Source organism: Streptomyces sp. NPDC055632, assembly GCF_053618675.1.
The window spans coordinates 1-22,498 of record NZ_JBSHHY010000008.1; the positions used below are offsets into that span (position 1 = coordinate 1).

At 75.3% G+C, this 22,498-nt stretch carries 16 protein-coding genes and 1 tRNA gene; 9 read left to right on the forward strand and 8 right to left on the reverse strand.

Annotated features, from left to right (window positions below; genetic code table 11):
• Positions 1-53: 53 nt before the first annotated feature.
• A complete protein-coding gene (locus tag ACWGSR_RS13395; protein WP_453566519.1) occupies positions 54-1,916 on the reverse strand; it encodes a GTP-binding protein in 1,863 nt (620 codons plus the stop codon).
• A gap of 7 nt (positions 1,917-1,923) precedes the next feature.
• Positions 1,924-3,534, reverse strand: a complete 1,611-nt coding sequence (locus ACWGSR_RS13400) for a dynamin family protein (RefSeq protein WP_376236296.1) — start codon at positions 3,532-3,534, stop codon at positions 1,924-1,926.
• A 301-nt stretch (positions 3,535-3,835) separates the two neighbouring features.
• Between ACWGSR_RS13400 and ACWGSR_RS13405 the strand changes: the two genes are divergently transcribed.
• Both ACWGSR_RS13405 and ACWGSR_RS13410 read left to right on the forward strand, forming a co-directional pair.
• Positions 3,836-3,908 (forward strand) — tRNA-Arg (locus tag ACWGSR_RS13405).
• Positions 3,909-4,094: 186 nt separating this feature from the next.
• Entirely contained in the window at positions 4,095-4,964 is an 870-nt protein-coding gene (locus ACWGSR_RS13410) for an SUKH-3 domain-containing protein (protein WP_453566205.1), read from the forward strand.
• Between the two features lie 22 nt (positions 4,965-4,986).
• Here ACWGSR_RS13410 and ACWGSR_RS13415 read toward each other — a convergent pair whose 3' ends face one another.
• Both ACWGSR_RS13415 and ACWGSR_RS13420 read right to left on the reverse strand, forming a co-directional pair.
• On the reverse strand, positions 4,987-7,143 hold the full coding sequence (locus ACWGSR_RS13415) for a HEAT repeat domain-containing protein (protein WP_453566208.1): 2,157 nt from the start codon (positions 7,141-7,143) through the stop codon (positions 4,987-4,989).
• 191 nt (positions 7,144-7,334) lie between these two features.
• Positions 7,335-8,327, reverse strand: a complete 993-nt coding sequence (locus ACWGSR_RS13420; RefSeq protein ID WP_453566210.1) for a LysR family transcriptional regulator — start codon at positions 8,325-8,327, stop codon at positions 7,335-7,337.
• 104 nt (positions 8,328-8,431) lie between these two features.
• On the opposite strand from ACWGSR_RS13420, the gene ACWGSR_RS13425 reads away from it, so the two are divergent.
• The 4 genes from ACWGSR_RS13425 to ACWGSR_RS13440 all read left to right on the forward strand — a co-directional run bounded on the left by ACWGSR_RS13425 (position 8,432) and on the right by ACWGSR_RS13440 (position 12,806).
• A complete protein-coding gene (locus ACWGSR_RS13425; RefSeq protein ID WP_453566213.1) occupies positions 8,432-9,352 on the forward strand; it encodes a zinc-binding dehydrogenase in 921 nt (306 codons plus the stop codon).
• Positions 9,349-10,425 (forward strand): alpha/beta hydrolase family protein, encoded by a 1,077-nt coding sequence (locus tag ACWGSR_RS13430; RefSeq protein ID WP_453566215.1) that lies wholly within the window; start codon positions 9,349-9,351, stop codon positions 10,423-10,425. Before ACWGSR_RS13425 ends, ACWGSR_RS13430 begins: the two co-directional genes overlap by 4 nt.
• 100 nt (positions 10,426-10,525) lie before the next feature.
• On the forward strand, positions 10,526-11,764 hold the full coding sequence (locus ACWGSR_RS13435) for an NAD(P)/FAD-dependent oxidoreductase (protein ID WP_453566217.1): 1,239 nt from the start codon (positions 10,526-10,528) through the stop codon (positions 11,762-11,764).
• A gap of 160 nt (positions 11,765-11,924) precedes the next feature.
• Positions 11,925-12,806, forward strand: a complete 882-nt coding sequence (locus ACWGSR_RS13440) for an RNA polymerase sigma-70 factor (protein WP_453566521.1) — start codon at positions 11,925-11,927, stop codon at positions 12,804-12,806.
• 34 nt (positions 12,807-12,840) lie between these two features.
• Here the strand turns inward: ACWGSR_RS13440 and ACWGSR_RS13445 are convergent, their stop codons facing one another.
• Positions 12,841-14,190 (reverse strand): esterase-like activity of phytase family protein, encoded by a 1,350-nt coding sequence (locus ACWGSR_RS13445; protein ID WP_453566220.1) that lies wholly within the window; start codon positions 14,188-14,190, stop codon positions 12,841-12,843.
• A gap of 249 nt (positions 14,191-14,439) precedes the next feature.
• On the opposite strand from ACWGSR_RS13445, the gene ACWGSR_RS13450 reads away from it, so the two are divergent.
• From ACWGSR_RS13450 to ACWGSR_RS13460, 3 genes are all read left to right on the forward strand, one after another.
• On the forward strand, positions 14,440-15,588 hold the full coding sequence (locus ACWGSR_RS13450) for a winged helix DNA-binding domain-containing protein (protein ID WP_453566222.1): 1,149 nt from the start codon (positions 14,440-14,442) through the stop codon (positions 15,586-15,588).
• Between the two features lie 238 nt (positions 15,589-15,826).
• The gene (gene pucL, locus ACWGSR_RS13455) at positions 15,827-16,744 is read left to right on the forward strand and encodes a factor-independent urate hydroxylase (RefSeq protein ID WP_453566224.1); all 918 of its coding nucleotides are present in this window, start codon (positions 15,827-15,829) and stop codon (positions 16,742-16,744) included.
• A 376-nt stretch (positions 16,745-17,120) separates the two neighbouring features.
• Positions 17,121-18,380 carry an IS701 family transposase gene (locus tag ACWGSR_RS13460; RefSeq protein WP_376236275.1) on the forward strand — a complete coding sequence of 420 codons (1,260 nt, stop codon included), beginning with the start codon at positions 17,121-17,123 and terminating at the stop codon, positions 18,378-18,380.
• Between the two features lie 143 nt (positions 18,381-18,523).
• Here the strand turns inward: ACWGSR_RS13460 and ACWGSR_RS13465 are convergent, their stop codons facing one another.
• From ACWGSR_RS13465 to ACWGSR_RS13475, 3 genes are all read right to left on the reverse strand, one after another.
• A complete protein-coding gene (locus ACWGSR_RS13465; RefSeq protein ID WP_376236273.1) occupies positions 18,524-20,554 on the reverse strand; it encodes a helix-turn-helix domain-containing protein in 2,031 nt (676 codons plus the stop codon).
• Between the two features lie 203 nt (positions 20,555-20,757).
• The gene (locus ACWGSR_RS13470; RefSeq protein ID WP_376236271.1) at positions 20,758-21,639 is read right to left on the reverse strand and encodes an AfsR/SARP family transcriptional regulator; all 882 of its coding nucleotides are present in this window, start codon (positions 21,637-21,639) and stop codon (positions 20,758-20,760) included.
• Positions 21,640-21,971: 332 nt separating this feature from the next.
• The gene (locus ACWGSR_RS13475; protein ID WP_453566228.1) at positions 21,972-22,433 is read right to left on the reverse strand and encodes an anthrone oxygenase family protein; all 462 of its coding nucleotides are present in this window, start codon (positions 22,431-22,433) and stop codon (positions 21,972-21,974) included.
• Between the last annotated feature and the right edge of the window lie 65 nt (positions 22,434-22,498).

The following is a 22,498-nucleotide window of genomic DNA, read 5'->3' on the forward strand; positions in this document are numbered from 1 at the left end:
GGTGCGGGGGGGGCTCCCCGCACCGCCCCGGGCCTCTCTTCCCTCCCCCCTGTCTACCTCCCCCGCGCGCCCGCGCGGGTGGCGCCCAGGCGCCTCGTACCGGAGCGGTGTCCGCCCACGACACGGGCCGACGCGCCCATGACGCGGGCCGACGGGCGCGTGCCCACCACCGTCGCGTACTGCTCGCGCACCTCGCGGTAGCGGACCAGCTCGGCCGCCACCGGGTCGAGCACCCGGGCCCGGCCGCAGGCGGCGGCCGCCTCGCGCAGGCGGCGCTCGGCCTCCTGGCCGTACCGGCGCGCCGGTCCCTTCACCGCGCCCTCGCAGGCCCATTCGACGAGCGGGCCGCCCACGATGCCGGCGAGCATCACGAGGACCGGCGGGAGCAGGCCGGGCTCCACGACGCCGATGATCTGCCCCATCAGCCAGAGGGCGCCGAAGACCTGGAGGAGGGTCATCACGACCTGGGCGAGGACGGCGGCGGGCCACCAGGCGGGCCGGGGCGGCCGGGCCGCCGGGTCGCCGAGGGAGAAGGCCAGTTCGTCCAGGGCCTCGGGGAGGCCGTCCGCCCCGCGCGTCGCCGCCTCGCGCACGGCCTGCGCCCACGGGGCCGGGAGGCCGCGCGAGGCGTCGTCGGCGACGATCCGCACGGCCTGCTCCACGCGCTGGCGTGCCGTCAGCTCCTCCTCGGGGGGCGTGGGGCGCGGGTCGGTGGGGCCGTGCGCGCGTTTCCGCTCGTACCAGCGGTAGAGCCGCAGCCAGGGGGTGCCGCAGGCGCGGATGGCGCCCCGGCGCCAGACCCGCTCGGCGGCCTCGCCGGCGGCCTGGGCGCCGACGGCGGCCGAGAGGCGGTCCGTGAAGGCGTCCCGGGAGCGCTCGTCGAGGCCGGCGCGCCCTTCGGCGACGTACGCGGGGCGCAGCTTCGCGGCGGCGGCGTCGATGTCGGCGGAGAGGCGGCGCTCGGGGGCGGTCTTCTCCTGGACGAAGCGGGCGACGAGTTCGCGCAGGTCGGGGACGCCCTCGCCGGTCAGGGCGGAGAGGGCGAGGACGGTGGCGCCGGGTTCGCCGTGCTCGCCGAGGGCCACGCCGTCCTCGTCGAGGAGGCGGCGCAGGTCGTCGAGGACGAGGTCGGCGGCCTCGGTGCCGAGCCGGTCGATCTGGTTGAGGACGACGAAGGTGACCTCGGCGTGTCCGGCGAGGGGGCGGAGGTAGCGCTCGTGGAGGGCGGCGTCGGCGTACTTCTCGGGGTCGACGACCCAGATGACGCCGTCGACGAGGCCGAGGACCCGGTCGACCTGGTCGCGGTGGGCGGTGACGGCCGAGTCGTGGTCGGGCAGGTCGACGAGGACGAGTCCCTGGAGTTCGGTGTCGCCCGTGCCGCCGGCGAGGGGCCTGCGGCGCAGCCGGTTGGGGATGGCGAGCCGGTCGAGGAGTCCGGCGGCGCCCTCGGACCAGCTGAGCGCGATGGGCGCGGCGGTGGTGGGGCGGCGCAGGCCGGTCTCGGAGACGGAGACGCCGGCGAGGGCGTTGAAGAGGGTGGACTTGCCGCTTCCGGTGGGGCCGGCGATGGCGATGACGGTGTGCCGGGAGGAGAGCCGCTGGCGGGCGGCGGCCTCGTCGAGCACGCGCCCGGCCTCGGCGAGTGCGTCGCTCTCCACGCGCGCGCGTGAGAGGCCGACGAGCTCGTGGAGTGCGTCGAGGCGGTTGCGGAGGGGGCGGCCGTAGTGTCCGCCGAAGGAGGCGGGCGGATCCTCGTCGCGGTCCGCCCCACCGCCCTCGGGTCCCTTCCCGGGCCCCTCGTCGAGGGCGGCGGCGCGCTCGCTCGCGCGGCGCGCGATCAGCCCGTCGTCCCAGCGGTCGCGATCACGGGCCTGGTCGCCGTCGAGGCCGAAGTCCCGCTTGCGGCCGTCTTCCAGCTGCACGTCACTTCTCCTTCTGCAGTACGGAGAGCGCGGCGATCAGCTCCGCCTGCGGCTCGGGGGTCACGTCGAGCGCGTCGAGGGGGGCGAGGCGCCGGTCGCGTTCGGCGTGCAGGACCCGGTCGACGTACGAGAGGACGAGTTCGCCGCCCTTGTCGCGCAGGCGCAGGGCGGTCTGGGCGCCGAGGAGTTCGGCGAGGCGTTCGCCGGCGGGCCGGGTGCGGCGGCCGCCGAGGAGGGAGGAGGCGAGGAGGGCGGCGACGGTGTCGGCCTCGGGCAGGGCGCCGCGGGCGCCGGCGGGGCGCTCGACGGCCCCCACCTCCTCGTCGGCCAGTTCTTCGAGCACGCGGCGCCAGCGGCGGATCTCGACGCCGATCCGCTCGCCGGTCTCCCGGTCGGCGCAGGTCGGCGCCGGGCCGAGGGCCTCGGCGGCGGGCTCGTGGCGCCAGCCGTCCCGCACCCGCTCCTCGGCGGCGGAGACCGCGCAGTGGAGGAGGGCGGCGAGGGACTCGGCGAGGGCGTCCAGGAGTTCGTCGGCGGTGCTGTCGCGGGGGTAGGCGCGCCAGCGGGCGCGGGCGTCGCCGGCGAGGACGTCCCCGCGGCCGAGCTGCTTGCGCACCCGTCTGCCCTGCTCGTGGTAGGCGGTCTCGACGACGCCGCCGAGGCGGACGGCGGCGGCGTACTGGGCGGAGACCGCGCCGGCCAGTTCGGGCAGCCGGGTGTCGAGGGAGTCGATGACGCCGAAGGCGGTGCGGTCGGCGGCCTGCTGGTGGGCGGCCGGGTCCTGGGCGCGGTGGGCGAGCCAGCCGCGGAGGGCGGCGACGGCGCTGTCGGGCAGCAGTCCGCTGCCGCCGCCGGTCGACTCGGGCAGTTCGGGGATGGTGAAGCGGGGGACCTCGCCGAGCCCGGCCTTGTCGAGCAGGGCGCCGTACTGGCGGGAGATCTCGCCGATGACCTGGTGGGGGACGCGGTCGAGGACGGTGACGAGGGTGGCGTCGTACTCCTTGGCGGTGCGGAGCAGGTGCCAGGGGACGGCGTCGGCGTACCGGGAGGCGGTGGTGACCATGACCCAGATGTCGGCGGCGCAGATCAACTCGGCGGCGAGGAGGCGGTTCTCGACGACGAGGGAGTCGATGTCGGGGGCGTCGAGGAGGGCGAGGCCCCGGGGCATGGAGGAGGCGGTCTCGACGCGGAGGGCGTTGTCCTCGGGGGCGGGCTCGTCGACGGGGTGGTCCTCGTCGGCCTGGGGCAGCCAGACGCGGGTGAGCTGCGGGAGGACGCGCATCCCGGCGAACCAGTGGTGGTCCTCGGGGTGGCAGACGAGGACGGGGGTGCGGGTGGTGGGTCTGAGCACGCCGGCCTCGCTGACGCGGCGTCCCACAAGGGAGTTGACGAGCGTGGACTTCCCGGCGCCGGTGGAGCCGCCGACGACGGCGAGGAGCGGGGCGTCGGGGTCCTTGAGCCGGGGCACCAGGTAGTCGTCGAGCTGGGCGAGCAGCTCGACCCGGTTCTGGCGGGCGCGGTCGGCGCCGGGGAGCGGGAGTGGGAGACGCACGGCGGCGACACGGTCGCGCAGGGCGGAGAGTGCGTCGATCAGCTGAGGCCGTTCGTCCAAGGTCACCACATGCGAAGAATGCCCAATTTACGAGTGTTTTTGAAGCGTATGGGGGCCCTGCGCGCCGAAGAAAAGGGCGGTGGCCGGAACACGGGGCATAACGAGTGCACAACACCCGCCCCGAGCGATGCGAAAAGCGCTGCGCGAATCGCACCTGCCTGCGATTATCGTTCCGCTTCACCGAACCTACACATCGTGCCACGCAGGTGAAGCAACCGGGCCAAGGCGATCGGAGCCCTATCCTTGTCCCGGCAGGCCACACCCCACCCACCAGGGGCTCCTGGCCGCACGGCCACCACCGGCCCCCGTAGCTCAGTGGATAGAGCAGGTGCCTTCTAAGCACTTGGCCGCAGGTTCGAGTCCTGCCGGGGGCGCTTTTCTCCGTACGGCTTGGGACCCTCCTTCGGGAGGGTCTTTTTGCTGGTCGGGGACGTTTTTCGGCAGGCGCGGCCAGGGGCGCCGGGGCTCGTGGGGCGGATCGGTGGCGGGGGACGGCGGTCGTGGGGCCGGGAGGCGGTTCTCCGTTGACGGAGGAGGTGGCGGGGCAGCAGGGTCGGTTCATGGATTCCGGTCACGCACAGCCCGGCCACGCACGGACCGGTCACGCACGGCCCGGTCACGTACAGCCCGTTCACGCGGCGGCCTGGGCCCGGCTCCGGGAGAGGTACCGGTCTCGGTCCGTCGACGGGCGGCGCGGTGCGCCGGCGCTGGGGCGTCTGATCGAGGCCGCTCGCCGGGATGCCGTGCTCGGCGCGATGTACCCGTGGGTGTCGATGGATCAGCTGGGGGTGTCGGCGGGAGAGAGCTGGGAGGAGTGGGGGCATTCGCCGCTCCCGGCGCTGTTCGCCCGTCCCGGCGGATACGAGGTGGTGGCCCGCACCCGGCCCGGGGAGGTGGTCCGGCTGTCGACGGCCGACCCCGTGGAGGCCGTCGCGTTCGCGGCGCGTTCGGTACGGGGCCGGGGCGGTTCTCCGGCGGAGGAGCCGTACGCGTGGCCGCCCGAGGTGGAAGCGGTCCTGCGGGACGCGGGCTGGTACCCCGGGCGTTCCGTCGACACGGCGGGCTGGAAGGAACGGCTGGAGCGGGACGGTTTCCGGGTCCACGCCGCCGCGGAGGACTTCCTCCGCGAGTTCGGCGGGCTGGAAGCGGGGCACCTCGGCAGCGGCGTCACGCGTGCCCGGGAGCCTTTCGATCTGGATCCGCTCCTCGGGCTGGGCGAGGACGACCGGTTCGGCGAGTGGAGCGAGGAGATCGGCCACAGCCTCTTCCCGGTCGGCGGCCTCGGCCACGGCCACGCGTTCCTCGGCCTGGACGAGTCCGGCGAACTGTACGTCGTGGAGGGCTGGTTGGCCCGTTTCGGCCGGATGCCCGAGGCCATGGAGAACCTCGTGCTCGGGGTCATGCCCGTTCACATGCCCGGCTCCGGGTGACCGGGGCTCCGTACCCGTCTCGTCAGGACACCGTCGCCGTGGGGTTTCCGCACGCCGCGAGGAGTGCCCGGGCGCGGTTCCGGAAGGATTCGTCCTGGTCGATGATGCGGTCCTCGAGGCCCGAGCGGACCACGCGGGCGTCGCCGTCGGCGAGGACGGCGAGGCGGCGCAGGTGGTCGTCGGGGAGGGCGGTGACGCCGAGGGCTTCCAGGGCGTCACAGGCGCCGGCCGGGTCGGCGTCCAGTTCGGCGGACGTCAGGGCGGCCGCGGCGAGGGCGGTGCGGTCCAGGGTGGCGGGGTCCGCCACGGCGACGAGGGCCAGTACCGCCGCCGGGGCCTGGGCCGGATCGCCCAGGGCCGCTCGCAGGCGTGCGGCGAGCGGGCGTCCGGCCGGGCCGAGGAGCGCCGTCGCACGGGCGGCCCGTGCCACCGACCAACGGGACCACTGGTTCCGTTCGGCGCGCGCGAAGACCGACTCCAGGACGGCGACCACCGGGTCCGGGTCCCCCGCGACGCGCCACAAGGCTTCGGCGAGGGCGATGTCCGTGTCGAGGGCGGGCGTGGTGCTGTTCGCCGGGTCGTCGAGCGCCCCGCGCAGGAACGGCGCCAGGGTTGCTCCCCGGGTGCCGAGCAAGGCCGCGAGCCGGGCGGCCTCCTTCAGGTCCCCGCCGTCGCGGCCGAGTTCGCGCACGAGGCACCGCAGCAGCGGCGCGGGGTCGTCGGTGAGGTCGTACAGGGCCTCCGCCGCCGAGAGGCTCCCCTTCTTCTCGGTCGCCGCCCACAGCGCCGCGACGACCGTGGCCCGGTCCGCCGGGTCACTGCCGGCGGCGACGGCGGCGAGGGCCAGGGAGGCCTGGTGCGGGAAGTGCGGGAGCACCGCGCACAGCTCGGGCAGTGCGGCCGCCGCCTCTGCGCCCCATCCGGCCAGCAGGTTCGTCAGCCGCCAGGGCTCGTTGCCGCTCAGCTCCGCGGGGCGGGCGAGGCGGGCGCGGACCGCGTCGAGGAGGCCGCTGTCGTACGGGAAGGCGTGGTGCCGCGGGTCCAGGAGTCCGGTGGTCGCGCCGAGGGCGCGCGGGCGGCGGCCGAGTCCGGCGGCGAGGAGCGGGGCCGCCTGCGCGGGAGCGACGAGCACGAGCGCCTCCAGCGCGCGGTCGGCGTGGTCGTCGGCCCGGTCCGGGTTCCGCCCGGCGAGCGGGACGAGGACGTCCGCGGCCGGTTCGGCGACGCTGCCCAGTCTGGCGAGGAGAGACGCCGTGCCGACCACCGACGCCTCGTCGACGGCCGCCGCGCGCAGGCTCCGCACCAGCCGTCGCGGGGCGCTGCGCGAGAGCGCGCAGGCGCGTTCGGCCGCCCAGCGGCCTTCGGCCCGTACCTCGGCCCGGTCGTCCCCCAGGGCCGCGTCGACCAGGGCGAACGCCGCCTCGCGCTCCGGCTCGTGGTCCCGGCCCAGGAGGATCTCGACGACGGAGGCCAGCGGCTCGCCGCGGTCGATGTCGAACCCGGAGCGCACGGAGCCCGCGGGCAGCAGGGACAGCATCGCCGTGTGCGCGGCCCCGGTCCACGGGGCGCCCGCGTCGAGGTGGGCGAAGACGGCGGCCAGGCGTACTTCGGCGGGCTGGGACGGTTCCATGGCGGCGGCCGCCTCCGTCGCCGCGTGCCGCGGGTCGAGCCGCGCGATCCCGGACAGGACCTCCGCGCGGACGGCGGGGTCGGTCTCCTCCGCCCAGCGGGCGCGCAGCGCGGGCAGCACGGCCTCGGCGGCGCGGGTGTGCGAGAGGGCCCAGGCCGCGGTCCGGCGGACGTCCGGCTCGGCGTCAGTCAGCAGGGGGAGGAGCAGCGGCAACTGCCGCGCCACGGCCGCCCGTACCGCGCCCGGTGCCACACCGCACTCGTCCTCGCTCTCGGCCATGCTGCCGAGCAGCGCCAGGACGTCGGCCGTGTGGTGGCCGGCCGCCGCGATCCCGGCGAGGAACGGGGCCGCCTCCACGCTGGCCGCGTAGACCGTTCCCTGGTGCAGCACGTTCCCGTACAGCTCCGACAGCGCCTCGTCCGCCGCGTCCGCGTCGGTGCCGGTCAGGGCACGCAGCAGGTCGGGGACGTCCTCCGCGCTGCCGTACGCGTGGGAGGAGGAGGCCCAGGGGAAGGCGTCCAGACCGTCGAGCGGGTGTGCGAGATCCATGCGGAGCATCGTGCCAGCCACCTCTGACAGCGCCCCGGACGGGCGGGCCGGATGTTGGGCGGGAAGCATGTCGTACGCGTCCGGGACGGGGCGCCGCCGGACCGTCGTCGGGGTCCCGGGACCGCCAGGGGCGTCGGGACCGCCGGAACCGCCGGAACCGCCGACCGGAACCGCCGGAACCGCCGGCCCGGTCAGGACCGTCGGTGGTCGGACGCCTCCGCGTGTCGGCGCGGCAGGCCGTCGGTCTCCTCGCGGCCCCCTCCCGGCGCCGGCGGTTCCGGGAGCCAGTCGCGGGCGGGGTCGTACTCCAGCCATCTGCTCCGTCGCGCCTCGGCGGCGCAGGCGGCGGTGAGGCGGGGCAGGCCGGGGTGTGCGTCGCCGGTGCGCCACAGCAGGGACCAGGCGTACAGCGGGGTCGGGTCGACCAGGGGTACGGAGCGGAGGCCGGGGATCTCCGGCAGGGGGACGTCGGCGGGCAGCAGGGAGAAGCGGCGCGGGTCCTCCGCGATCCCGGCGAGGAAGTGGGCGAGGCCCAGGTTGACGCTCGCGGCCCGGTCGCGGACGCCGAACCGGTCGGCGAACCGGTGGAGGAAGTCGAGCCGGTCCAGCGCGCCGGGCGCCCACAGCACGCCGTCGCTCAACTGCTCCGGCCGGAGCGCCGGTTCGGACGCGAGGGGGTGATCGGCGCCCAGTACGGCGTCCACCGGTTCGAGGCGGACCAGGCGGTGGGTCAGGCCCGCGCGCAGCGGGGGGTGGACCCGGCCGAAGGCCACGTCGACGTCGCCCGCGAGGAGAGCGCCCGTCACCGACGCCAGGTCGCGCCCGTGTCCGAGCGTCAACTCGCCCGACCATCCGGCCACTCGGGCGAGCGTGCGCGTCGGCGCGTAGAGGTGGCCCCAGACGTCCACGCGCAGCGGGCGCTCCTCCCCGGTCACCGAGGCGACCGCCGCGTCGGCGGCCTCCAGCGTCCGCCGGGCCGGGCCGAGGAAGCGCCGGCCGGCCCCGGTGAGGGACACCCCCCGGCCGTCCCGCAGGAACAGCGGGGCGCGGAGCAGGGATTCGAGCCGTGCGATCCTCTTCGACAGGGCCTGCTGGGAGATCCCGAGCGTTTCGGCCGCCCGCCCGAAGTGCAGCTCCTCGGCGGTGCGCACGAAGGCGCGCACCTGCGCCACGTCGAGATCCACGGCCCCCACATCCACGGCCCTCACCTTAGGTGACAACCGACGGTTGTCGGCCTCTCCCTTCCGTTGTTGGATCGGCGGCCGGGCGCCGGGTTTGCATGCCCGGCATGCAGAGACTGATTCCCACCGGGGAGGCGGCGCGTCCGGTCGCCTTCGCCGAGGTCCCCCAGCCCGTACCGGAGGCGGGGGAGGTACTGGTCAAGGTGGAGGCGTTCGCGCCGAACCGGGGCGAGACGTTCCTCCTCGAAGACCCCGAGCCGGGGTTCTCGCCCGGCAAGGACGTCGCCGGGCTCGTCGTCCAGGAGGCGGCGGACGGCTCCGGGCCCGCCGTCGGCACCCGTGTGGTCGGGCATCCGGCGCGGGGCGGCTGGGCCGAGTACGCCGCCGTGCCCGTCCACTCCCTCGCGGTCCTCCCGGACGGCGTCGACGGCGTACGGGCGGCCGCCCTGCCCCTGGCCGGGATCACGGCCCTGCGGCTGCTGCGCGCGGTCGGCGCGACGGCCGGCCTGCGGCTGCTGCTCACCGGTGCCTCGGGCGGGGTCGGCCACTACGTCACCGAACTGGCCGTCGCGGCCGGCGCCGAGGTGACGGCGGTGACGGCCGGTCCGGAGCGCGGCGCGCGGCTCGCGGAGCTGGGCGCGCGCGTGGTGCACGGCGTCGCGGAGGCGGCGGGACCGTTCGACGTCGTCCTGGAGTCCACGGGCGGTCCCGACCTGCCCCTCGCCCTCGCGAAGGTGCGGCCGGGCGGCACGCTCGTCTGGTTCGGCCAGGCGAGCCGCACCCCGGCGACCCTCGACTTCTTCGCGCTCCTCGGCGGGCCCGAGCGCGTCACGATCCGGCACTTCCACTACGCCGGCGCCCCCTACGGCCCCGATCTCGCGACCCTGGTGCGCCTGGTGGAACAGGGCCGGCTGCACCCGGAGATCGGCCGGGTCGCCCCCTGGGAGCTGACCGCCGACACCCTTGTCGACCTGCGGGAACGCCGCATACGCGGCAAGGCCGTCCTGCTGACGGGAGAAGCCCGATGAGTGACCGCCCCGATCCGTCCGAGACCCCCGACGTCGCCGATTTCGCCGCCATGCAGTGGACGCGCGCCACCGGCGCGGGCCTCGACCCGCACGAGTACCGGCGCGTCACCGACGGCCTCGCCTCCGTCGCCGACTGGGGTCCCGCCTTCCTGCGCACCGGGCAGGAGCACCTGAGGCGCGCCGAGGACGCCGGATCGTCCGCCTCGGCGGGCACGCACCTGCTGACGGCGGCCCGGTGGTTCCACGTCGCGACCCTGGCGCCGTACCCGGAAGCGGCCCGCGCCGCCGCCGCGGCGGACGACGCCCTGGGGCGGGCGCTCGCGGTCCTGGAGCCGGGGGCACGGCGGCTGAGCGGCGAGGGGTTCACGGGCCGGCTGCGTTTCCCCCGCTCCCCCGTACCCGGTGCCGACGCGGTCGGCACCGTGATCGTCGTCCCCGGGCTCGACTCCGCCAAGGAGGAGTTCCTCGACCTGGTGTCCGCGCTGCTCGCCAGGGGCCTCGCGGTGTTCGCGATGGACGGCCCCGGGCAGGGCGCGCTCGCGGCGACGTCGACCCTCGTACCGGAGTACGAGGAGGTCGTGGCCCGGGTCGTCGACGCCCTCGGCGTCCCGCGCGTCGGTCTCGTCGGCCTCAGCCTGGGCGGGTACTTCGCGGCCCGGGCGGCGGCGCTCGAACCGCGCGTGGCGGCGGTCGCCACCGTCAGCGGCCCGTTCCGCCTCGACTGGGACGAACTCCCCCAGCCGGTGCGCGACATGGTGGTCCGGCGCACGGGAGGGACCGACGCGGCAAGGGAGTTCGCCCGGCACGTGGACCTCACCGGCCTGGCGCCCCGCATCACGGCGCCGCTGCTCGTCGTGGACGGCGGCCGGGACGTCATCCCCGGCGTGACGAACGGCGAGCCGCTGGCCCGCCTGGCACCGCGCGGCACCCACCTCTCCGTCCCGCACGGCGACCACCTCCTCGGCAACGCGCGGCCCGACTGGCTGCCCCGCCTCGCCGACCACCTCGCACACGCGCTGAGGGGGACCGCGGGAGGCCGGGCACGGACCGCTCCAGCCGTTCACGGGGAGTGATCCGCGTCACAAGCCACCGGAGATGTCACAAAAACCCGTCGCGCGGTGTCTTGAGGACGAGCCCCTCGAAGGGGCGCCCCCCTTGAACGGAGGAGACACCATGACCGGGAACACCGAGGTGGTCGTGATCGGCGGCGGGTACGCCGGTGTCATGGCGGCCAACCGGCTGACGCGGCGCGACGACGTGACGGTGACGCTCGTCAATCCGCGCCCGTCGTTCGTCCACCGGGTCCGGCTGCACCAGCTGGTCGGCGGGACCGGCGAGGCGGTCGTCGGCTATCCGGAGGTACTGGGCGGGCGCGTCCGGCTGGTGGTCGGCAGCGCCGTGCGGATCGACACGGCCGGGCGCCGCGTGGAGCTGGCCGACGGCGGCACGGTCGGCTACGACCACCTGGTCTACGCGGTGGGCAGCGGGAGCGCCGACCCGGGCGTGCCGGGGGCCGCCGAGTTCGCCCGGCCGCTCGCCTCCCTGGAGGAGGCCGAGCGGCTGCGGCCGGCGCTGGACGCCGCGCCCGCGACGGCGCCGGTGACGGTCGTCGGGGCCGGTCCGACCGGCATCGAGACCGCCGCCGAGCTGGCGGAGGCCGGGCGTGCCGTGACGCTGGTCTGCGGCGGCGTGCTCGGCCCGTACCTGCACTCCCGGGGCCGGCGCTCGGTCGCCCGGCGGCTGGACCGGCTCGGGGTGGCCGTGCTCGACGGTCCCGGCACGAGGGTGACGGAGGTGACCCGCGCGACCGTGCGGCTCGCCGACGGGCGCGAGCTGCCGAGCGCGGTGACGGTCTGGACGGCCGGGTTCGGCGTGCCGGACCTGGCCGCGCGCAGCGGGCTGAGCACCGACGCGCTGGGCCGCCTGCTCACCGACGAGACGCTGACCAGCGTCGACGACGAGCGCGTCGTCGCGGCCGGGGACTCGGCGGCGCCCTCGGGCCTGCCGCTGCGGATGAGCTGCCAGGCGGCGATCCCGCTGGGCGCGCGGGCCGCCGACACGGTGCTCGCCCGGATCGCGGGGGAACGGCCCGAGCCCCTCAACGAGCTCTTCGCCGGCCAGTGCATCAGCCTCGGGCGGCAGGAGGGCATCTTCCAGTTCGCCCGCCGCGACAACGCCGTCCGGTTCCACGTCGACGGGCGCGCGGGCGCGAAGCTCAAGGAGAAGGTGTGCGCGGGCATCGTCGGGCACCTGGCCGGCGAGGCGGACGCCCCCGGTTCGTACCGCCTCCACCGCATCCCCGGCGGCACCCGGCGCCGGCGGCTGGCGCGGGCCGGGCGCACGGAGCAGGCTCTTGCCCCGGAAGCACTCCCGCGGGCCGCCGACGACGACCGGCCCCGAGCCCGGTCCTGAAGGAGCCGACGTGAAGCGACCCGATGCGGGGGAGTCCGATGCGAGGGAGTTCTACGTGAGCGAGTCCGAGGCGGGGGCCTCCGAGGCGGGGGCCTCCGAGGCGGGTGCCTCCGAGGCGGAGGCCTTCGGGGCGAGGGCCTCCGGGGCAGGGGCTTCCGGGATCGAGGCCGCCACCGACGCCTTCGTCGCCCATCGCAATCTGCTCTTCACCGTCGCGTACGAGATGCTCGGCTCGGCGGCCGACGCCGAGGACGTCCTCCAGGAGACCTGGCTGCGCTGGATCGAGGTCGATCCGGCGGAGGTGCGCGACCGGCGCGCGTACCTGGTCAGGATCACGACCCGGCAGGCGCTCAACCGGCTGCGCGCGACGAGCCGCCGACGGGAGGCCTACGTCGGGCAGTGGCTGCCCGAGCCGCTGCTGACCGCGCCGGACGTGGCCGAGGACGTCGAGCTCGCCGAGAGCGTGTCGATGGCGATGATGCTCGTCCTCGAAACGCTGTCGCCGACCGAGCGCGCCGTCTTCGTGCTGCGCGAGGCCTTCGACGTCGGTTACGACGAGATCGCCGCCGCCGTCGGCAAGAACCCCGCCGCCGTCCGCCAGATCGCGCACCGCGCCCGCCGGCACGTCGACGCCCGCCGGCCCCGCCGGGTGGTCTCCCCGTCCGAGGCCAGGGCGGCCCTGGAGTCGTTCCGGAACGCCGTCGAGGCCAGGGACCTCCAGGGCCTCCTCGACGTGCTCGCCCCCGACGTCGTCCTGGTGAGCGACGGCGGCGGCGTCAAACGGGCCGCGCTGCGGCCGGTCGTCGGCGCCGGGAAGGTGGCCCGCTTCTACCTCGGCGGCTCCGCGAAGGCCGGGTTCGCGGTCACCTGCGAGTCCACCGCGGTCAACGGCGACCCGGCGCTGGCCGTGTACCTGGACGGCGAGTTCGACGGCGTCATGGCGCTCCGGGTCGAGGACGGGCGCATCACCGGCCTCTACTACGTCCGCAACCCCGAGAAGCTGACCCGCGTCGCGTCGGAGACCCCCCTCACCCTGCGGTGAGGGCGAGGGGGGCCGGAAACCGGGATCCGTGACGTCAGCGGACGGGGCGGTCGAGCCGCACCTTGACGAGGGTGGTCTCCACGCCGCTGTCGACCAGGCGCCCCTTCGCGTCGAAGGCGCCGGGGCCGTCCGTCATGCCGAAGTCGTTGTCGTTGAGCAGGACGAGGGTCGAGGAGCCCTCGACGGCGACGCCCTCGATCTTGCCGGGGACGCCCTTCACCGTGTTGAGGTCGACGACCAGGCGCTTCCGCAGGACGGGCACGCGCGCCGACGCCGGGTCGTCGAGCTGCTCCAGGGTGGGCCGCGCGCCGGTGTCCCAGACGGAGCCGAGGATGTCGTCGGAGCGGCGGAGGCGGACCTCGTGGAGGCGGGCGGACTTGTCGGTGCGCTCCTGCACGAGGAGGCGGTCGCCGCCGAGGGCGACGAGCGCGGAGAGCTTCAGCTCGGAGGTCTTGGTCTGGCCGGGCTCGACGGTGCCGACCGGGTCGAAGCGGTAGGCGTACTCGGCGGTGACCCGGTTCTCGCGCGGCGAGAAGCGCAGCAGCCGGGTGGTGCGGGAGTCCTTGCCGGCGGCCTCGTCGGGGTTGAGCAGCGGGCTCTGGAGGCCGAGGACGAGGTCGCCGTCGGGGAGCAGCGCGAGGCCCTCGAAGCCGCGGTTGATCTTGCGCTTGAGGAAGATCGCGGGCAGCGACTCGACCACGGGATAGTCGGCGCCGGTCAGACCCAGCCCCTCGGGCACGTGGCGGGCGAGGACCCGGCCCTTCGCGGAGACGTGGACGAGGGACGGCCCGTACTCGTCCACCAGCCAGAAGCTGCCGTCCCGGTCCCGCACGACGCCCTCGGTGTCCAGGCCGTTCGGGTCGTACGGGAGCGGGGTGGAGGCGTCGTACGTGTACGGGGCCTCGTCGCGGCCGGGCTGGTTGGACAGGCCGGTGACGGGGGCGCCGTGGGAGGTGGTGATCGGGATGGTCCTCAGGACCTGGATCCGGCCGCCGACGGCGCGGATCTTCACGATGGCCGGGTCGAAGCCGGGCACGGGGAAGGTGCGGCGCTTGTCCTTGCCGATCTCGATCTGGCCGTTGGGGCCGCGGTCGGTGACGGTCCAGTACTCGCCGCGCCGCTCGGCCGGGAACAGGTCGCTGCCGATGCCGCCCAGGTCGACGTCCCGGTCGTCCGCGACGCTGCCCGGGAGCATGCCGTTGCTGAACGCGGCCAGCGGGATGTCGGGCAGGGCCGCGGTGGAGACGACGCGTCCGGCGGAGCCGTCGGGGCCGCGGTGCGCCGGCGCCCCGTCCGCCGTCCCCCCGACCACCGTGAGGGCGAGCGCGGCGGACAGCGGCAGGACCACGGCGGCGGGCCGGCGGCGCAGGAGGCGCGGAATCATCTGGGGGAACTCCCTCGGAGCACATGGAGGACGGAGACGGAGAGGACGGAGACGGAGACGGAGACGCATGCGTGGAACGGCGCCAGTGACGGCGGGCCCATGGTCCGTTTCCGGCCACAACGCGGGGCGACGCGTGCGCGACGGCGGGGCGATCCCCGGGTGAACGCACGGATCCGCCGCCCGCACCGAACCCTCACCCCATCCCGAAAACACGTTCGAAACCCCCTTCCCGCGAGAGAGAATCGCCCCATGGTGATCACCCCGCGCGCCCTCAACCGCTCCACCCTCGCCCGGCAGTTGCTCCTCGCCCGCGAGCCGATCGGCGTCGAGGACGCGGTGCGGCGGGTGGTGGCGCTCCAGGCGCAGCAGCCGGGTTCCCCGTACGTGGCGCTGTGGAACCGGGTCGCGGACTTCGAGCCGGAGCGGTTCGACGAGGCCCAGAACGGGTTCCGGGTGGTCCGCTCGACGCTGATGCGGCTCACCCTCCACCAGGTGCACGCCGACGACTACCGGACCTTCCGGGAGGCCATGGAGCCGACGCTGCGCGGCGGGCGCCTCCACGACCCCCGGTTCGCGGCGGCCGGATTCACGCCCGCCGACGCCGACGCGCTCCTGCCCGGTCTGCTCGCCCACGCCTCGGAGGCGCGGACCGGGGCCGAGCTGCGGGAGCTGATCGGACGGGGCCGGGACGGCCCGGTGGCGCCCGTGGTCTGGCGGATGGTGCGGCAGTACGCGCCGCTGTGGCACGTGCCGACGGGCCCGCCGTGGGCGTTCGGGAGCGCGCAGTCCTTCGTCGCGGCGGCCGAACGGCCCGCGCTCGCCGACCCGGAGGCGTCCGCCGCCGCCCTGGCCGTGCTGCTCCGGCGCTACCTGGAGGGGTTCGGACCCGCCTCCGTGGCGGACATGGCGCAGTTCACGACGGCGCCCCGGCGCCTGGTGCGCGAGGCGGTCCGGATGCTGGAAGGAGGGCTGGAACGGCTGGAGTCGGCCGACGGGACGGTGCTGTACGACGTCCCGGGCGCGCCGCTCCCCGACGGGGAGGCCCCGGCCCCGCCGCGCCTCCTCGCCATGTGGGACAGCGTCCTCCTCGCGTACGCCGACCGCTCCCGGATCATCCCGCCCGCGTACCGGAGGCTGGTGATCCGGGTGAACGGCGACACGCTGCCGACGCTCCTGGTCGACGGGTACGTCGCCGGGGTCTGGCGGCCCGTCGACGGCGGGATCGAGGCCACGGCCTTCCACCCGCTGTCCGCCGGGGCCTGGGAGGGCCTGGCCGCCGAGGCCTCGGCGCTCGGCGGCCTCCTCGCCGGCAGGGACCCGCTGGTGTACGGGCGTTACGGCCACTGGTGGACCAAGGGCTTCCCGGCGGCCGAGACCCGGGTGCTGCCCACGGGCTGACGGACGCCCCCGGCCCCGCCGTCCCGGGCCCGTCGCCGCGCACGCCGGACCATTGCCAGGCGGCCGGAACGCACATATCTTCGAGCCGAAACCTACGGACCGGGATGCTCGTCAGTCCCGGGGCGGTCCGCCGTTCACGGGCCGGACGGCGGGGAGCGGACCCTCGGGACGACGGGGACGCTGGACGCCGGGCGTACGGGATATCCGTATCCACGTACCCGCGGGAGCTGAGCAGCACATGAGCAAGCACGTCCTGGCACAGAACCAGTACGGCAAGGCCGAGAACCGGATCGTCGCCGTCACCCGCAAGGGCGACGAGGGGGCCTGGCACGAGATCCGCGACCTGAACGTGTCGGTGGCGCTGCGCGGCGAGTACCGCGACGTGCACCTGACCGGCGACAACGGCAACTGCCTGCCGACCGACACCACCAAGAACACGGTCTACGCCTTCGCCAAGGAGCACGGCGTCGCCTCCCCCGAGGCCTTCGCGATCCACCTCGCCCGGCACTTCGTGACCTCCCAGCCGGTCGTCCACGAGGCGCAGATCCGGGTCGAGGAGTTCGCCTGGGAGCGGATCCCCGTGCCGACGCGCAAGGAGCAGCACTCCTTCGTCCGCAAGGGCCAGGAGGTCCGCACCGCGCAGGTCACCCACTCGGAGACCACCGGCCTCCAGGTCCTCTCGGGCCTGAAGGAGCTGACGGTGATGAACTCGACCAACTCCGAGTTCCACGGCTACATCAAGGACCGGTACACGACGCTCAAGGAGGCGTACGACCGGATCCTGGCCACCAAGGTCACCGCCCGCTGGGCGAACTCGGCCACGGCGGCGGCGGACCCGGAGCACGACTGGGACCGCTCGTACGAGAAGGTGCGCCGGCACCTGCTGGAGGCGTTCGCGGAGACGTACAGCCACTCGCTCCAGCAGACCCTGCACGCGATGGCGGACCGGGTCCTGGACCACGTGTCCACGGTGAACGAGGTGCGGCTCAACCTGCCGAACAAGCACCACTTCCTGGTCGACCTGGAGCCGTTCGGCCTGAAGAACGACAACGAGGTGTACTTCGCGGCCGACCGGATGTACGGCCTCATCGAGGGCACCGTCCACCGCCAGGGCGTGCAGCCGGTGATCGCGACCGGTGACTGGATCACCGCCTGAGCCGACGGCGCTCCCGAAGGGCGGGCGCGTCGAGGCGAGGCGCACGGGCCCGGCTCCCGGCCTGGGGCATTAACCGGGCGGACCCGTGCCGCCTCGCTCTGCGATGGTCCGGCCACGCAGTGCGACGGGTCAAAGCCCGGTCGCCGAGTCTGTCAGATCTCCCCCGAGGCCTTCCCCCGGGTCTCGGGGAGGTCTCGCGGGGGCCCGCCGCGGGACGGCGGGGAGGGCTGTGACCTGCGCGGAAGGAGGGGGCGGTGGTCCGGCCACCATCCGGCGGCCGATTCGGGTGCCGGGTACACCTCGTCCCCGGGGGCGGTGCCGGGAGACGGTGGTGGTGCAGCGGGAAGGAGCTGCGCAACCTTCGGGCAGGAGTCTCGTGAGTACATCCGTCGCAACCAAGCGCAGGGCCACCACCGGGGGCATCGCCCCGGCCGTCCCCCTGGGCGCCGCCAGGTCCGTCGGCGCGGCCGGTTCGCGCGAGGACGTCTACGCCGAGCTGTGTTCCGCGCTCTTCTCCGGCTTCGCCCGCCGCGACCAGCGCCTGAAGGCCGAGCAGTACCTGCACGGTCTGCTCACCGCGCAGGGCCGCAAGTCGATCCGCAACATCGCCGCGCAGATCGGCGGTCCCGCGGCCGAGCAGAGCCTGCACCACTTCGTCTCCAGCTCCACCTGGGACTGGCAGCCCATGCGGGCGGCGCTCGGCCGCTACCTGGAGCGGAACGGCTGCCCGCAGGCCTGGGTGGTGCGGCCCATGCCGATCCCGAAGGCCGGAGAGCACTCCGTGGGCGTGGACCGGCGCTTCGACCCGGAGCGCGGTCAGGTCTTCCACGGACAGCAGGCCTTCGGCGTGTGGTTCGCGGGCGAGGACCTGAGCGTCCCGGTCAACTGGCGCCTCTTCCTGCCGGACCCCTGGGTGAACGACCGCACGCGGCGCGACCGCGCGGAGGTCCCCGAGGAGGCCGGCGAGGAGACCCTGGAGGAGTGCGCGGTCTCGGCGGCGCTCGACACCGCCCGCTGGTCCGACGTCACCCGCAAGCCGGTCCTCATCGACATCCGGGGCGGCGCGGGCCGCGCGGCCCTCACCCGGCTCGCCGCGGCCGGGGTGCCGGTCGTGGCCCGGATCGGGCCGGGTTCCCGGCTCGCGATCGCGGACCGCTCGCTGCCCGGCTTCGGGGCGGGCCCGCTGTCCGCCGTGCAGATACTGGAGTCCCTCAAGGGGCTGCGCCGGCCGGTGAGCTGGGTGGACACGGTGGGGGGCGTGCGGACCTCGCGGACCTCGCTCGCCACGGCCGTCCGGGTGGCGCTGCCGACGCCGGGCGGGGAGCGGATGCGTCCGCTCGTGCTGCTCGGCGAGTGGGACGACCCGCGGCGGGCCCCGTCCCGGGTGTGGATCAGCGACCTGACCGGTTCGCAGGTGGGCACCCTGCTGCGGCTCACCAAGCTCGCCCGCCGGGTGGAGCGGGACTTCGCGGAGGTCGGGGAGGAGGCGGGGCTGCGGGACTTCGTGGGCCGCTCGTTCCGCGGCTGGCACCGTCACATCACCCTGGCCTCGGCGGCCCACGCGGCGACGGTCCTGGCCACCCAGTGGGACGCGGGCTACGACTCCGGCTACGGCTCGCGGCGCTCGGCGAGCTGAGTCCGGCGGGACGGTTCCGGCGGGGCGGTTCCGGCCGGGCGGTTCCGGAGCGTACGGGGCGGTCCTGACCTCGCGTCGGGCCTGCCCCGCCGTCGGGTCCTCCCCCGCCTCAAGTCCCGCCCCGCGTCAGCTACCGCCCCGCCTCAGGCGCCGCGCTCCGGCGGGCGGGGCGGTTCGGGGGTGACGCGGCCGCGGGCCAGGGCCTCCCGGGTGCGCTGGAGCCGGAGCGCGAGCTGCACCTCCAGGACCTGGCCGGGCTTCTGCCACTCGGGGCCGAGGAGGTCGCCGATCCGCTCCAGGCGGCGGGAGACCGTGTTGGGGTGGACGTGCAGCGCCTCGGCCGCGTTCGTCGGGCTGCCGCCCGAGGCGAAGTACGCCTCCAGGGTGTGCGTGAGGTCGGTGAACCGCTCGGCGTCGTAGTCGAGCACGGGCCCGATCGCCGACTCCACGAAGCCGTCCACGTCGTTGTCGTCGGAGAGCAGCAGCCCCAGGAAGCCCAGGTCGCGCACGGAGGCCGCGGAGCCGGTGCCGCCGAGGGCGCTCATCGCGTCGAGGCAGCGCCAGGCCTCCCGGTGCATCCGCGCGACGGCGTCCGGGCTCCAGCCGGGTCCGGCGGAGGCGACGGAGACGGGGTGCCCGAGCAGCGGGGACAGCTCGGCGGCGACGGCCCGGGCGGCGGCCGAGGCGTCGTCGCCCGGCAGCAGCAGCACGATGCAGCCGCCCTGCACGGTCTTCAGACCGGAGAGGCGGTACGCGTACGAGGACGCCCACACCACCGCCCGGCCCTGCTCGCCGCCCTCGGGCCGGGCGAGCACGAGGACGTGCGGGCGGCGCAGGTCGACGCCGAGGCGGCCGGCCCGCTGGGCGATCTGCTGCGGGGCGTGCGGCGGGTCCGCGATGAGGTCGTCGAGGAGCTCGTCGCGGACGGGGCCCTCGGCGACGGCCGTGGAGCGCCGCATGAGGAGGAGGAAGGCGACGGACTGGGCGGCGAGTTCGAGGAGCCGTTCGTCCTCGCCGGTGAGTCCTCCGGCGGCGTGGACGACGAGGCCGCCGAGGTCCTCGGAGCCGGCGATGACCGGCGCGACCCAGATGTCGGCGGCGGCGAGGACCGGGCGGCGGCGGGCGTGGGCGTCGAGCGAGGCCTTCTCGACGGCCTCCTGGACGGCCTCCTCGTCGAGGCCGGGGACGTCCCCGATCAGGGCGAGGGTCCGGCCGCCGGGGTCGCGGATCAGGACGCTCGCGTCGAGGGCGTCGGCGGCGGCCTTGGCGACGTTGCACAGGTCGCCGCCCGCGAGGACGAGGTTCATGATGCGGCCGTGGGCCTCGCTGACGTGCCGCATCCGGGTCAGCCGGGTGCGCACGCGGGAGCTGTCCCGCTCCAGTTCGGAGACCTCGGCCCGGGTCCGGTCGAGGAGGCCGGCCTTCTCGACGGCGAGGGCGGCGAGGTCCGCGAGCGCGGCGAGGAGCCCGATCTCCTCGGAGGTGTGGTGGCGGACGCGCCGGTCGGCCCCGAACAGGGTGCCGATGACGGTCTCCCCGCTGCGCAGCGGGGCGGCCAGGATCGCGTGCAGCCCCTCGGCGCGCAGGGCGGCCTCGGCGGCCTCGTCGAAGGCGGGGGCGTGGACGCCCGCGTCGAGGGAGCCGGAGGGCGCGAACCGCTCGTCGGCGAGGTAGTCCGGGGTCCAGACGGGCTCGCCGTGGAGCTGGACGGCGCCGCCGAGCCCGTACCCCTCGGCGATCCTGAGGCCGGGGGCGAGGCGCGGGCCCCCGGCGCGGCCGGGGAGGGTGCCCTCGGTGGTGTGGACGTAGCAGGCGCCGTGCGGGCCGCGCAGGGTGACGTAGGCCAGGTCGAGGCCGAGGAGCCGGCGGGCGCGGCGGGTGATGACGTGCAGCAGGCCATCGAGGTCGTAGGAGAGGGTCAGGTCGCGGGCGGTGTCGGTGAGGGCGTCGAGTCCGGCCTCGCGGCGCGCGTCGTGGGCGCGTTCGGCGTGGACCTGGCCGGCGAGCACGACGGCCCGTTCCAGGCGGCCGAGGTCCTCGCGGCCGGGACCGCCCCGGCGGGCCTCGTCGAGGAGGGCGTCGAAGCGGGCGGGCGGGGCCTGCCGGGCGAGGAGTTCGAGGACCGTGAGCAGCGCGTCGGCACCACCGGCTCCGTCGGCGCCGTACGTGGTCATGGTCCAGTCCCCCGTATGTCGAGCGAAATAGGGCACCTCGGAGGAAACCCGTCCTGCCCGCCGAAACTAATTCGGCTTCGGAAGCCGGTCAACGGTGAGTTGCGGCACTTCATTCCCTCCGGTGCCGGGGAGGGGCCGGGTGGCGGTCGGCCGTCGGCCGTCCGGTGGTCGCCCGGCGCCGGCCGCCCGGGGCTGACCGGCCGTCAGCCGAAGGAGCCCGCGGGGACGAGGCGGGGGCGGGGCGGGGAGTACTGGGTGGGGACCCGGAGGCCCAGGGCGGGGCGCTCGCCGGTGTGCCGCACGGCCAGGACCGAGCGCTGGAGGCGCCGCAGCCGCGCCGAGGGCTCCGTGCCGCTCTCGGCCTTGAGGGCGAGGCGCAGCCGCTCGTACACGGTGAGGGCCTCGTCGTGCCGGCCGCAGCGCAGCAGGGCGACCATGAGGTGGGCGTGGAGCGGCTCGTTGGCGCGGTAGCGGGCGACGAGTCCGGTGAGCTCCGGGACGAGTTCGGCGTGCCGGCCGAGGCCGAGCTGCGCTTCGAGCCACTGGTCGAGGACGCTGAGCCGGGAGGTTTCGAGGCGCTCGATCTCCCTGCGGAGGCGGGGGCCCGCGGCGACGCCCGCGTACGGGTCGCCGCGCCACAGGGCCAGGGCCTCGCCGAGGCGGAGCGCGGCGCGCTGGAGGTCGCCGGCCTCCATGGCCCGGTAGCCGGCCCCGGCCGCGCGCTCGAACTGCCAGACGTCGTGGGCGCCGCCGCCGGTGTCGAGCCGGTAGCCGCCGGGCTGGGAGACGAGGACCGCGTCGGCGGTGCGCCGGTCGGACCAGCCGGCCCGCGGGTCGGCGGGGCCGGTCGCGCGCAGGGCGTCGTCGACGAGGGCGCGCAGCCCGGCTATGTGGGCCTGGAGCTCCGCGCGGGCGCCGCGCGGCGCGCCGGACGGCCACAGCTCCTCGGTCAGGACCGTCACGGGGACGACCTGGTCGGCACTGGCCGTGAGCAGGGCGAGGAGCTGTCGGGGCGCGGCCGCCGTCGGGGTGATCGACACCCCGTTCTCACGTACCGACAGCCCCCCCAGGATCCGGACGTCCACCTTGCCCCCTCAGTGCCTGTGCGGTGTCTGCGCGCGGGATGACTCTCGATGATTAGAAAAGACCCCCGTAGGCATGTCAATAAGAAACCGGAGGGTACGGAATCACCTCCCTGGATATCAGGGTGATCCACCCTCTTTGTCCGTATTTAGGCGCATCAAGTTTCTGCCAGTGACTGATAATCGACCCGTGGCGAAAGTCTGTTTCCGGACTCGGGGGTATGCTTTTGGGGGTCCTTCGCGGGGAGCGGAGGCGTCCCGACCCACGACTTCACGCCACAAACAGACGCTCCGGTACGGTTCCGGACCGGACGGGACGGATGTTTCGGGCGGCCTCAGAGCACGGCGGCGGCGGTGAGCAGGCCGAACGAGACGGTGATCAGGGCCGTGCGGGCGCGGTGGAAACCGTTCCACCGGTCCTCGAAGGCGGCCCGGGCCGCCGAGGGGTCGCCCCCGGGGTCGCGCGCCAGGGCGTTGTTGAGGGGGATGTTGCCGCCGAGGGTGACCAGGTGGTTGAGGACCGCGCACACGAGCCCCGCGAGGACGCACCACTTCTGCGCGTCGGTGCGCCCGGCGACGGGGACGAGGAACGCGGCGGCGGGGAAGACGATCACGCCGAGGAAGACGGTGAGGAACACGGCCCTCGGCACGTACTCGTTGATCCGGCGCATCGCCGTGACGAACCCGTCGTCCGTCAGACGGGCGAGCGCGGGCATGACTCCGGTCAGGAAGACCAGCATGAAACCGGCGTAGAGACCGGTGCAGACGACGGCGAGGGCGAGCAGCAGGGTGGCCATGGGCCATTCTGTCCCGCTGCCCGCCCCGGGCGTCAGGTGTGTGCGCGGCGGTGTTCCCCGGCCCG

Coding starts and splice junctions, on each gene's coding strand:
- ACWGSR_RS13410 (WP_453566205.1), top strand. CDS start 4,095: ATGGATTCCGGTCACGCACAGCCCGGCCACGCACGGACCGGTCACGCA.
- ACWGSR_RS13415 (WP_453566208.1), bottom strand. CDS start 7,143: ATGGATCTCGCACACCCGCTCGACGGTCTGGACGCCTTCCCCTGGGCC.
- ACWGSR_RS13425 (WP_453566213.1), top strand. CDS start 8,432: ATGCAGAGACTGATTCCCACCGGGGAGGCGGCGCGTCCGGTCGCCTTC.
- ACWGSR_RS13430 (WP_453566215.1), top strand. CDS start 9,349: ATGAGTGACCGCCCCGATCCGTCCGAGACCCCCGACGTCGCCGATTTC.
- ACWGSR_RS13435 (WP_453566217.1), top strand. CDS start 10,526: ATGACCGGGAACACCGAGGTGGTCGTGATCGGCGGCGGGTACGCCGGT.
- ACWGSR_RS13445 (WP_453566220.1), bottom strand. CDS start 14,190: ATGATTCCGCGCCTCCTGCGCCGCCGGCCCGCCGCCGTGGTCCTGCCG.
- ACWGSR_RS13450 (WP_453566222.1), top strand. CDS start 14,440: ATGGTGATCACCCCGCGCGCCCTCAACCGCTCCACCCTCGCCCGGCAG.
- pucL (WP_453566224.1), top strand. CDS start 15,827: ATGAGCAAGCACGTCCTGGCACAGAACCAGTACGGCAAGGCCGAGAAC.
- ACWGSR_RS13465 (WP_376236273.1), bottom strand. CDS start 20,554: ATGACCACGTACGGCGCCGACGGAGCCGGTGGTGCCGACGCGCTGCTC.
- ACWGSR_RS13475 (WP_453566228.1), bottom strand. CDS start 22,433: ATGGCCACCCTGCTGCTCGCCCTCGCCGTCGTCTGCACCGGTCTCTAC.